Below are 11,918 nucleotides of genomic sequence, written 5' to 3'. Positions count from 1 at the left end.
TGCCCCAAGGGTGGGGGCCATTGCATTAAACTGGAATTAATCGACCTTGTAAATGCCTGGTTAAACAACAAAAAACCGGCCACTAGGGCCGGTTGTCGGTTTACGCTCGGGGTCAGGCTGCATGCTCGACCGGGTTCGGTTGAGACAATCCTTCCAGCTCGCCAGGAGCGAAGTTGTCCACCTGGATAGCCTCGTAGCGCAGGGCATCGGCGGCCAGCAGCTTGTCCGCCTCCTCCTTGCCGAGGATGGACTGGGACAGGGCCGCAGCCACCAGCTCAGGCAGCGCCAGCTTGCGGGGCAGTCTGCCCTCTTTCTGGGCCTGCACCAGCTTCTTCTCGATGGGCTGCACCGAGACCATGGCCTGGAAGGCACGCTCCATCAGCCCCACCGGATCCGCCTCGTCCTTGCCCACGTAACAGAGCGCGGTCAGACGATCCCGGAACTCGCCCGGCGTCATCATGGCCAGGCAGATGGCATGGCAGCGATCGTCCGCCGGCATCTTGTAACCGACGCCGAACGGGAACACCACCCGCTTGAGTACGGCACCCACCACCTTGTTCGGGAAGTTCTGGAAGAAGCCCTCGAACGCCTTGCCAATCAAGTAGAGGTTGCGCTCCACCGCGTACTGGACGAACGGCAGGTCAGAGACCATGCGGCCCTGATCCTCGTAATGCTTGAGGGTGGCGGAGGCCAGGTAGAGGTGGCTCAGCACGTCACCCAGACGGGCGGAGATCATCTCCTTGCGCTTGAGATCCCCGCCCAGCATCAGCATGGAGACGTCGGCGCACAGGGCCAGCCCCTTGCTCATGCGGGAGAGCTGCTTGTAGTAGCGGGCGGTTTCGCCAGCTACCGGCGCGCTGTTGAACTGGCCCAGGGTCAGCCCCTGGAACAGGGCACCGAAGAAGTTGCCGGTACCGAAGGCGATGTGCTTCATCAGCAGGGCGTCAAACTTCTCGAGACCGCGCTCCACATCGGTGTCGGCCGCCGCTTCCAGCTCGGCAAACACATACGGATGGCAGCGGGTGGCCCCTTGCCCGAAGATCATCAGGTTGCGGGTCAGGATGTTGGCCCCTTCCACCGTGATGGCTACCGGAATGCCCATGTAGGCGTAGCCGGTGTAGTTTTTCGGGCCCAGCTGGATGGCGCGACCGGCGTGGATGTCCATGGAGTCATCCATCACCTGGCGGGCCATCTCGGTCATGTGGTACTTGGAGATCGCGGTGACGATGGCCGGTGCCTGACCCAAGTCCAGGGAACCTGCGGTCATGCGACGAGCCCCTTCAAGCTGATAGGTGAGGCCGCCGATGCGGGCCAGCGCTTCTTGCACCCCTTCAAACTTGCCGATGGACATGCCGAACTGCTTGCGCACGTAGGAGTAGGCGCCCACGGTGCGGCTCGCCATGTGTCCACAGGCGGTGCCCAGAGCAGGCAGCGAGATGCCGCGACCGGCGGAGAGGCACTCCACCAGCATGCGCCAGCCGCGGCCGGCGTAATCCGGGCCACCGATGATCCAGTCGAGCGGAATGAACACATCCTTGCCGAAGGTCGGGCCGTTCAGGAACGCCAACCCCATGGGGTAGTGGCGATCGCCGACGCGCACGCCAGGGTGACTGGTCGGGATCAGCGCACAGGTGATGCCGATCTCTTCCTTGTCACCCAGCAGTTTTTCCGGGTCATAGAGCTTGAACGCCAGCCCCAGTACGGTGGCGCGCGGCGCCAGGGTGATGTAGCGCTTGTTCCAGTTCAGGCGAATGCCCAGCACCTCTTCCCCCTTGTGCATCCCCTTGCAGACGATCCCCTTGTCCGGGATGGCGCCCGCATCGGAGCCCGCTTCCGGCCCGGTCAGGGCGAAGCAGGGCACCTCCTTGCCGTTGGCCAGCCCCGGCAGCCAGAAATCTTTCTGGGCCTGGGTGCCGTAGTGCATCAGCAGCTCACCCGGGCCGAGGGAGTTGGGCACCATGACGGTGACCGCGACGCTCAGGCTCTTGGTGGCGATACGGGTGACGATGGTGGAGTTGGCAATCGCCGAGAACTCGCGGCCACCGTAGGATTTCGGGATGATCAAGGAGAAGAAGCCTTCTTTCTTCAGATAGTCCCACACCGGCTCCGGCAGGTCCTTGGTCTCGTTGACGATCTTGAAGTCGTCCACCATGGCGAGCAGGGTTTCGACCTGGTTGTCGATAAAGGCCTGCTCTTCTGCGCTCAGCTCGGCCTTGCCGTAGCCGTGCAGTTTCTTCCAGTCCGGGTTGCCGCGAAACAGCTCCCCGTCCCACCAGACAGAGCCGGCCTCCATGGCCTCCCGCTCGGTGGCCGACAGGGGCGGCAATATCTTCTTGAAGATGCCGAACACGGGGCGGGTCACCACCTTTTTACGGATGGCGGGGACACCGAGCACCACGGCTATCGCCAGCACCAGCAGGACAAGCAATGTGATCATACCGAAGTTCCTTCTATTTCACTGTTTCCGTTGATTATTGTTAGGTGTTACACGGCCAGGGAGAGCCTGGTCGACTCCACGGGCGCACCGACACCGGACGCCAGATAAGGAATGACGTTGCGCACCAGCCCTTCCACATCGAGCTGCTGGCCAAAATCGGCCTGGGCGATGTCACGCAGGGCATCCGCAGAGGCCATGGTGAAGACGACGGTGCCCAGGGTGAAGTGCAGGCGCCAGAAGAGATCCGCTGGCGACAAATCCGGATTGGCCTTGGAGATGGCCTGGGTGATCCCGTGCAGGGTCGCCCCATAATGGGTGGTAATAAAGCGGCGCAGGTGCCCCTGACTGTCGATATAGCCGCGCCCCAGCAACTGCATGAAAAGCGCCGGGCCATTCGCCCTGACGGCCGACAGTTTCATCAGGGGTTCGACAAAGCTCTCGAACACCTGCAACAGGGTCAGCTGATCCTGCGCCATCAACGTCTGCAACCGCCCGTCCAGTGCCGGCATGAAGAGGCTCAGATAACGGTCGAGCACCGCCTGGATAAGCTCCTTCTTGGAGCCGAAGTGATAATTGACCGAAGCCAGGTTCACATCGGCCTCGCTGGTGATCAGACGCAACGAGGTATCGGCGAACCCCCGCTCGGCAAACAGCACCTCGGCGGCATCGAGAATACGGTTCTTGGTATCGATTTTACTCACTGGACACCTCACTTAAACGAATGTTTAAAAAGTACGTTTCACGCCCACCCATGTCAAGAGAATGTGAACAAGTGTTGGCTAAATGTTTTTAATCAAAAAAGAGGGAAGATGGCGGGAACTTCGCGGCGAGACGGCACTCTATATCTATGCCACTGCAATTAAACATTAAGTCTCGCCCAACCTGCGTCATGCTAGTTGGGCATTTTTTTGCCCTGCCGTCACCCGATGCGCCGACAGAGAACCAAAAAAAACCGTCGCAGGGGCGACGGCGGGGAAAACGGGTCTGACCATCCAGTGTCGACCCATCGATGGGTGTTCAGGCTTGCATCGATGTCGCTATCCTCGCAGTGAAACGTCATCAGACTTTGTCAGCACAGACCCAAATTGTGACAAAGTATGGCAACCAGCCACATGGCCCGGCTTCGCCAATCTTGCTATGCTGTCGCCTTATGCCAGAGGGGAGAGAAGATGAAGTATACGGTCGATACCCACACGCACACCGTCGCCAGCACCCACGCCTACAGCACCATTCATGATTACCTGCCCATCGCCAAAGCCAAGGGGATCAAGCTGTTCGCCACCACGGACCATGGCCCGGACATGGCAGATGCCCCGCATTACTGGCATTTCGTCAATCTGCACGTGTTGCCCAGGGTCGTGGACGGGGTCGGCATCCTGCGCGGCATAGAAGCCAACATCAAGAACATCGATGGTGAAATAGACTTCCCCGAGCGCTACGAATCGCGGCTCGACATGATCATGGCGGGCTTTCACGAACCGGTGTTTCCCCCCTGCGATCAGGCGACCCACACCCAGGCCATGATCAACGCCATTCGAAGTGGTCGGGTCGACATCATAAGCCACCCCGGCAATCCCGCCTTCCCCATCGATATCCAGGCGGTGGTCAAGGCAGCGGCAGAGTATCGAGTGGCGCTGGAGGTCAACAACTCCTCGTTCAGTCACTCCCGTGCAGGCAGCGAAAGCAACTGCCGCGCCATCGTCGAGGCGGCGCGCGATCTGGGTGCCTACCTCACTTTCGGCTCCGACTCCCACGTGGCATTCAGCCTCGGCGACTTTGATCACTGCCATCGGCTGGTCACCGAAGCCAACTTCCCACATGAGCGGATCCTGGCCCGCTCCCCCCGCGCCCTGCTCGATTTTCTCGAGAGCCGCGGCCGTGCTCACATCCCGGAGTTCGTTGACCTCTGATATGCCTTAACATCATGAGCCAACTCATAAAATCGAGTTGGCTCAATTGACTTGTCCGGCTTTTTTCACGACTCTGAACATCAAACCGCCGGTATAGCTCAGTTGGTAGAGCAGCGCATTCGTAATGCGAAGGTCGTAGGTTCGACTCCTATTACCGGCACCAGACAGACGAAGGGTTGGCCTCAGTGCGAGGCCAACCCTTCGTGCTTTTTGTCCCGGGTCTCTGGCCAAGACGCCGGTGTGACTGCACCAGAACCCCCTCCCCCTCCAGGACACCGCCATCCGCGACGGTCCTGTTCATCTTTCAGAGCCTGACGCACCAACCTGGCCCCACCATCAGAGAGGGCAGCCAGGCAGCCACGCCCCGGCTGCACCTGGGTGAGCATCGTTATCCCGGGGCGCCTCAGCGCTGGGCATAGATCTGGTCGAACACCCCGCCCTCCTTGAAGTGAGTGCGCTGGATCACAGGCCACTCGCCGAAGGTCTTCACCACGTCGAGGAAGGTGGCGTTCGGGAAACGGTCTGCAAACTCGGCGAGGATCGCCGGGTTGCGCGGGCGTAGATAGTTGCTGGCAGCAATGCGTTGGCCTTCGTCGGACCAGAGATAGGCCAGATAGGCTTCGGCCTCCTTGCGGGTACCCTGCTTGTCGACCACCTTGTCCACCACTGACACCGGCAGCTCGGCCACGGCGGTGACGCTCGGATAGACCACCTCGAAGCTGCCACGACCAAACTCCCGGGCAATCATCTCGGCTTCGTTTTCGAACGTGACCAGCACGTCCCCTATGCGGTTCTGGATGAAGGTGGTGGTGGCAGCGCGGCCGCCGGTGTCGAGCACGGGAACCTGCTTGAACAGCTTGCCGACAAATGCCCTGGCCGCATCTTCATCGCCCCCCTGCTCCAGCACATCCCCCCAGGCAGACAGGTAGGTGTAGCGGCCGTTCCCCGAGGTCTTGGGGTTGGGCACGATGACCTGTACCCCCTCCTTGAGCAGATCAGGCCAATCCTTCAGCCCCTTGGGGTTGCCCTTTCGCACGATAAACACGGTGGCCGAGGTGAAGGGGGCGCTGTGATCCGGCAGGCGATCCGCCCACCCCTTGGGCACCAGGCCCCCATGCTCGGCGAGGGCGTTGATGTCGGTGGCCATGTTCATGGTGATGACATCGGCGGGCAGGCCGTCGATGACGGCGCGCGCCTGCTTGCTCGATCCGCCGTGGGACATGTTGATCTGCAGTGGCTCCCCGCCTTCGGCCTGCCAGTGCTTCAGGAAGGCTCCGTTGTACTCCTTGTAAAAATCGCGCATCACGTCATAGGAGGCGTTGAGCAGGGTGGTCGCCTGGGCCAGCGGGGCGAGAGCCAGTCCTGCAACAAGCAGGGTGGCGGGCACGAGTCGTTTCATTTCACATCCTTGGAATGAGGGGCGAGTGACTGACTATAAGAGTCGACCATTTATTCTTTGAAAGAATAATTACGGCACAGCTTATGCGATAAATGGCATCTCCTGGGTCCAGCGCAACGGATGACGGCGATGAGGTGGTCACCTCCAGGCGGGTCATGATGGTTGCCGAGGGCGGCGCCCATGAGCGTGGAGATCCTCCTGCCCGCGCCCTGACCCGGGCAGGGAGCGCCGTTGTCACCTGCCTCGATTTGGCTTCTCGACATGACAGATAAAAAAACGGGGCGAACCTAGTGGTTCGCCCCTGATGCTTTTTACGTCAACCCCGAGGGGTCAACCCTGTTTGTCTGATGCCGGCTCTGCGTCCTTCGGCGCCTGCCAGCCGCCACCGACGGCCTTGTAGAGGGCGACCTGGTTACTCAGCTGGGCGAGCCGGGTGCTGATGAGCCCCTGCTTGGCGCTGAACAGGGAGCGCTGGGCATCGAGGCGGGTCAGGTAGCTGTCCACCCCTTGCTCGTAACGCACCTCCGCCAGCCTGAAGTAGGTCTGGTTGGCATCCACCAGCGCCTGTTGCGCCTGCAGCTGCTGCGCGTAGTCAACCTGGGCACCGAGGGTGTCCGCGACCTCCTTGAAGGCGGTCTGGATGCTCTTCTCGTAGCTCGCCACCGCCTGCCTGGTCCCCACCTCGGCCACGTCCAGATCCGCAACGCGCTTGCCGCCATCGAAGATGGGCAGATTGATCTGGGGCATGAAGGTCCAGGTGCCGGTGCCGCCGTCAAACAGACCGCTCAGCTGGTTGCTGGCGGTGCCCGCCGTCGCGGTGAGCGAGATGGTCGGGAAGAAGGCGGCGCGGGCCGCCCCTATGTTGGCGTTGGCCGCCTTCAGGTTGTGCTCCGCTGCCAGGATGTCCGGGCGTTGCTGCAACAGGCTGGAGGGAGCCCCCACCGGGATCGGCGCCAGTTTCACCTCGGCCAGGGTGGCCGGTTGTGCCGCCAGCACCGGGATATCGGTGCCAAGCAGCAGGGCCAGACCGTTTCTGTCCTGTTTCACCAGACGCTGGTATTGCGCCTGGCTGACCTTGGCGTTTTCCAGTGCCGTGCGCCCCTGGGCCAGCTCCATCTCGGAGGCGGCGCCCAGGCGGTATTTGTGCTCGGTCAGGGCATAGCTCTCCTGCTCGGTGGCGAGGGTCGCCTGGCTCAGGGCCAGCAACTCCTGATCCGCCAGCAGGGTGAAGTAGGCATTGGCCACCGAGGCCACCAGCGCAATCTGGGTGCTGCGCTGGGTCTCGATTTGCGCCAGATAGGTCTCAAGGGCCTGATCTTTCAGGCTCTGGATCCGGCCAAACAGATCCAGCTCATAGGCGGTGATGCCGATGTTGGCGCCGTACTGGCTGCTGATGGTGCCCTGCCCCGTACTACTGAGATCGTCGGATCCCTGCTGGCGGGTGCCGCTGCCACTGGCGGCCAGGGTCGGCAACTGGGCCGCCCGCTGGATACGGTATTTCGCCTCGTAGGCCTCGACGTTGAGGGCTGCCAGGCGCAGATCCCGGTTGCTCTCAAGGGCGGTGCCGATCAGCGTCTGCAGGGCCGGGTCCTGGAACTGCTGGCGCCAGGGGGCAAGTTCCCCCTTGGCGGCCAGGTCAGCTTGCCAGGAGGCGCCTTGGGGCAGCTCGGGGCGCTGGTAGTCGGGGGCCATGGAGCAGCCCCCCATCATCAGGGTCACGCCCAGGGCGATCAGGGTCTTAGTCATGGTTGATCTCCTTGGTGTGGACACTCTCTTCCCCGGCATGCTTGCGTTCGGTGAAATAGCGCATCACCAGCACAAAGAACAGCGGCACGAAGAAGATGGCGAGCACGGTGGCACTGATCATCCCCCCCATCACGCCGGTCCCGATGGCGTTTCGGCTGCTGGCGCCCGCCCCGGTGCTGATCACCAGGGGCAGTACCCCCAGGATGAAGGCGAGCGAGGTCATCAGGATGGGGCGCAGGCGCTGACGCGAGGCCTCCACCACCGCATCCCCGAGCCTCATCCCCTTGTCGTGCAGCTCCTTGGCGAACTCGACGATGAGGATGGCGTTCTTGGCCGACAGCCCGATCGTGGTGAGCAGGCCCACCTGGAAGTAGACGTCATTCTCAAGCCCGCGCAGGGTCGCGGCCAAAATGGCCCCCAGCACCCCGAGCGGCACCACCAGCATGACCGAGAACGGAATGCTCCAGCTCTCGTAGAGGGCGGCCAGACAGAGGAAGACCACCAGGAGCGAGATGGCGTACAGGGCCGGCGCCTGGGAGCCTGCCTGACGCTCCTGGAAGGAGAGGCCGGTCCACTCGATGCCGATCCCTTCCGGCAACTGCTTCACCATCTCCTCGATGGCCGCCATGGCATCACCCGTACTCTTGCCAGGGGCCGCCTCACCGACGATCTCCATGGCGGAGACACCGTTGTAGCGCTCAAGACGGGGCGAGCCGAAGCTCCACTCCGTGCTGGCAAAGGCGGAGAAGGGCACCATCTGGCCCGCGCTGTTGCGCACGTACCACAGCTTCAGATCTTCCGGGTTCATCCGGAAAGGGGCATCCGCCTGCAGATAGACCTTCTTGACCCGGCCTCTGTCGACGAAGTCGTTCACATAGGAGGAGCCCCAGGCCGCCGACAGGGTGTTGTTGATGTCGGTGATGGAGAGCCCCTGGGCCAGCGCCTTCTCGTAATCGATCTTGATGTCGAGCTGGGGTGTGTCTTCCATCCCGTTCGGGCGTACCCGCACCAGGTTGGGATCCTGCGACGCCATGCCGAGCAACTGGTTGCGCGCCTGCATCAGCTTCTCGTGACCCAGACCGCCTCGGTCCTGCAGGAAGAAGTCGAAGCCGGTGGCCGTGCCGAGTTCCGGAATGGGGGGCAGGTTGAAGGCGAAGACCTGGGCTTCCTTGATGCTGAACAGGAACCCCATGGCGCGGCCGATGATGGCATTGGCGCTGCGCTCTTCTCCCTTGCGCTCGCTCCAGTCCTTGAGCTTGATGAAGGCCATGCCACTGTTCTGACCGCTACCGGCGAAGCTGAAGCCCGCCACCGTCAGCACGGAGTCCACGTTCTCCTTCTCGTTCTCGAGGAAGTAGTCGCGCATCTCCCCGAGCACCACCTCGGTCCGCTCCTTGGTCGCCCCCACCGGGAGCTGCACCATGGACATGATGACCCCCTGATCCTCTTCCGGCAGGAAGGAGGTGGGCATGCGCATGAAGAGCACCGCCAGCACCGCCAGCATGGCCAGATAGATGATGCCGTAGCGGGTGCCCTGCTTGATCACCTTGCGCACGCCGTTCTGGTAACGGTTGGCGTTGGTGTCGAAGAAGCGGTTGAACCAGCCGAAGAAGCCGCGCTGGGCGCCGAATTCACCGTGCTTCATGGGTTTGAGCAGGGTGGCGCACAGGGCCGGGGTCAGGATCAGGGCCACCAGCACCGAGAGCACCATGGCCGAGACGATGGTGAGGGAGAACTGGCGATAGATGGCACCGGTAGAGCCACCGAAGAAGGCCATGGGCACGAACACCGCCGACAGCACCAGGGCGATGCCCACCAGGGCGCCGGTGATCTGGGTCATGGACTTGCGGGTCGCCTCGAGGGGGGAGAGATCCTCCTCGCTCATCAGACGCTCCACGTTCTCCACCACCACGATGGCGTCATCCACCAAGAGGCCGATGGCGAGCACCAGACCGAACATGGTCAGGGTGTTGATGGAGAAGCCGAAGGCTGCCATCACCCCGAAGGTGCCGAGCAGGACCACGGGCACCGCGATGGTCGGAATCAGGGTTGCCCGGAAGTTCTGCAAGAACAGATACATGACGCAGAAGACCAGGAAGATCGCCTCGATCAGGGTCTGCACCACCTCCTCGATGGAGATCTTCACGAACGGCGTGGTGTCGTAGGGATAGACGATCTCCATGTTGGCCGGGAAGTACTCGGAGAGTTCACCCAGCTTGGTCCGCACGTGCTCGGCGGTGTCCAGGGCGTTGGCACCGGTCGCCAGCTTGATGGCGACGGCGGCGGTGGCCTGGCCGTTGTAGAGCGCGGTCGCGTCGTAGTTTTCACCGGCAAGCTCGACCCGGGCCACGTCCTTGAGCTGGACCTTGGAGCCGTCCTGGTTCACCCGCAGCAGGATGTTGTTGAACTCCTCCACGGTGGAGAGCCGGGTCTGGCCCATGATGGTGGCGGTAAATTGCTGATCGCTCACCGCAGGGGTCCCCCCCAGCTTGCCGAAGGCAACCTGGGCGTTCTGGGCCTTGATGGCGGCCTGAATGTCGGCCGGGGTCATCTGCACCCGGTTGAGCTTGTGAGGATCGAGCCAGACGCGCATGGAGTACTGGCTGCCGAACAAGGTGATGTCACCGACCCCGTCCAGACGGCTCAGGGGCTCCTTGATGTTGGCTACCACATAGTCCGCCAGGTCATCGTTGGTCATGGCGCCATCGGTGGAGATGAAGGCGGCCACCATCAGGAAGCTGCTGGAGGTCTTCTGGACCCGCACGCCCTGTTGCTGCACCTCTTGGGGCAGGAGCGACATGGCCTGTTGCAGCTTGTTTTGCACCTGCACCTGGGCGATGTCGGGATCCGTACCCGGCTTGAAGGTGAGGGTCACGCTGACGTTCCCTGACGAGTCGGATTGCGCCGACATGTAGAGCAGGTGATCCAGACCGGTCATGTTCTGCTCGATGATCTGGGTCACCGAGTCTTCTACCGTCTTGGCGGAGGCCCCCGGGTAGCTGGCGGAGATGCCAACCGCCGGCGGGGCGATGGTCGGGTACTGGGCCACCGGCAGGCCGATGATGGCCATGGCCCCGGCCAGCATGATCACCAGGGCGATCACCCAGGCGAAAATGGGTCTATCTATAAAAAAACGTGCCATGAGGCGACTACTCCATCCTACTGCTTGGTTGCCGGGGTCTGTTGTGCGCTGTTGCCGGCACGTTCAGTGGGCGCCACCACGACCCCGGGTTTGACTTTCTGCAGACCGGCGACGATCACCTTCTCGCCAGCCTTGAGACCGGACTCCACCACCCAGCTGTCGCCGGACATGCGGCCGACCTGCACTTCACGCAGTTCCACCTTGTTGTCCGCCGTCACCACCATGACGGTGGCACCGCCCTTGGGGGTACGGGTCACGGCAGTCTGGGGCACCAGCAGGCCTTGCGGGCGCTCGCCCTCCTGCAAGGTGGCGCGCATGAACATGCCGGGCAGCAGCAGTTGATCCGGGTTGGGCACGATCACCCGCAGGGTCACCATGCCGGTCGCCTCGTCCACGGTCACGTCGGAGAACTGGAGGGCCCCTTTCTCGCCATACTGGCTGCCATCTTCCAACTGGAAGCTGACACCGGCCCCGTCCTTCTCCCCCTGGGTCAGCTTGCCCTCGGCCACCAGGCGCTTGAGGCGCAGCAGGTCGGCGGTGGACTGGCGCACGTCCACGTACATGGGATCGAGCTGGGAGATGGAGGTGAGGCTGTCCGCCTGCTGGGCGGTCACCAGGGCACCCTCGGTCACCGCCGACTTGCCGATGCGGCCGCTGATGGGGGCCGTGATGCGGGTGTAGGCCAGGTTGATGTTGGCGGTCTGCAATGCGGCCTTGGCGGCCCCGATCTCAGCCAGCTGCTGTTTCCAGGCCGCGTCGGCGTCGTCATACTCCTGGCTGCTGATGGCTTTCACCTTCACCAGCTCGGCGTAGCGCTGGGCCTTGAGGCGGGCGCTGCGCTCGTTGGCCTCGGCCTTGGCGAGGTTGGCCTTGGCGGAAGCCACTTCGGCCTGATAGACGGCGGGATCAATCTGATAGAGCAGCTGACCGGCCTTGACATCGCTCCCCTCGGTGAACAGGCGCTTGAGGATGATGCCGTTCACCTGGGGACGCACCTCGGCCACCCGCAGGGGGGCGGTGCGGCCGGTGAGTTCGGACAACAGTTGCAGGGGGGCCGTATGCAGGGTGACCACGTCCACGGCGGCGGGAGGCATCTCCCCCATGGCCTGCTGGGCCCCGTCCTTGTCACCACAGCCAGCCAGCAGGCCGCTTGCCAGCAAGGCAAGGCCGACCGAACGTGCGAGAATATGTTTATGCATCAAGTCTCTGAACCTCAGTTTCAATCAAAAAGAAGTGACAAAACCACAGGGTTTATAAGGCCCCTGTTGGTAAAACGGCGAAGAT

General features: G+C 62.5%; 7 protein-coding genes and 1 tRNA gene. 2 read left to right on the top strand and 6 right to left on the bottom strand.

The features are described 5' to 3' along the window. Window positions 1–112 precede the first annotated feature (112 nt). Window positions 113–2,437 (bottom strand): acyl-CoA dehydrogenase, encoded by a 2,325-nt coding sequence (locus AB5Y59_RS19370; protein WP_041213197.1) that lies wholly within the window; start codon window positions 2,435–2,437, stop codon window positions 113–115. Window positions 2,438–2,484: 47 nt separating this feature from the next. Continuing rightward, window positions 2,485–3,138, bottom strand: coding sequence for a TetR/AcrR family transcriptional regulator (locus AB5Y59_RS19365; RefSeq protein ID WP_005324182.1), 654 nt, complete (start codon window positions 3,136–3,138; stop codon window positions 2,485–2,487). A gap of 468 nt (window positions 3,139–3,606) precedes the next feature. On the opposite strand from AB5Y59_RS19365, the gene AB5Y59_RS19360 reads away from it, so the two are divergent. Both AB5Y59_RS19360 and AB5Y59_RS19355 read left to right on the top strand, forming a co-directional pair. Continuing rightward, window positions 3,607–4,347, top strand: a complete 741-nt coding sequence (locus tag AB5Y59_RS19360) for a phosphatase (RefSeq protein ID WP_368212537.1) — start codon at window positions 3,607–3,609, stop codon at window positions 4,345–4,347. Window positions 4,348–4,434: 87 nt separating this feature from the next. Continuing rightward, a tRNA-Thr gene (locus tag AB5Y59_RS19355) sits at window positions 4,435–4,510 on the top strand. 240 nt (window positions 4,511–4,750) lie between these two features. On the opposite strand, the gene AB5Y59_RS19350 is transcribed toward AB5Y59_RS19355, so the two are convergent. The 4 genes from AB5Y59_RS19350 to AB5Y59_RS19335 form a co-directional block, all read right to left on the bottom strand. Then, the gene (locus tag AB5Y59_RS19350) at window positions 4,751–5,746 is read right to left on the bottom strand and encodes a sulfate ABC transporter substrate-binding protein (protein ID WP_368212536.1); all 996 of its coding nucleotides are present in this window, start codon (window positions 5,744–5,746) and stop codon (window positions 4,751–4,753) included. A 330-nt stretch (window positions 5,747–6,076) separates the two neighbouring features. Further along, on the bottom strand, window positions 6,077–7,492 hold the full coding sequence (locus tag AB5Y59_RS19345; RefSeq protein ID WP_268453192.1) for an efflux transporter outer membrane subunit: 1,416 nt from the start codon (window positions 7,490–7,492) through the stop codon (window positions 6,077–6,079). Further along, window positions 7,485–10,634 (bottom strand): efflux RND transporter permease subunit, encoded by a 3,150-nt coding sequence (locus tag AB5Y59_RS19340; RefSeq protein ID WP_010673711.1) that lies wholly within the window; start codon window positions 10,632–10,634, stop codon window positions 7,485–7,487. Before AB5Y59_RS19340 ends, AB5Y59_RS19345 begins: the two co-directional genes overlap by 8 nt. A 17-nt stretch (window positions 10,635–10,651) precedes the next feature. Then, entirely contained in the window at window positions 10,652–11,833 is a 1,182-nt protein-coding gene (locus AB5Y59_RS19335) for an efflux RND transporter periplasmic adaptor subunit (RefSeq protein ID WP_010673710.1), read from the bottom strand. Window positions 11,834–11,918: the final 85 nt, after the last annotated feature.

The sequence above is a fragment of the Aeromonas sp. s10 genome, assembly GCF_040907975.1.
Taxonomy (GTDB): Bacteria; Pseudomonadota; Gammaproteobacteria; order Enterobacterales; family Aeromonadaceae; genus Aeromonas; species Aeromonas caviae.
Note: the sequence above shows the minus strand (reverse complement) of the source record. Positions and strands in the feature narration are given on the sequence as shown.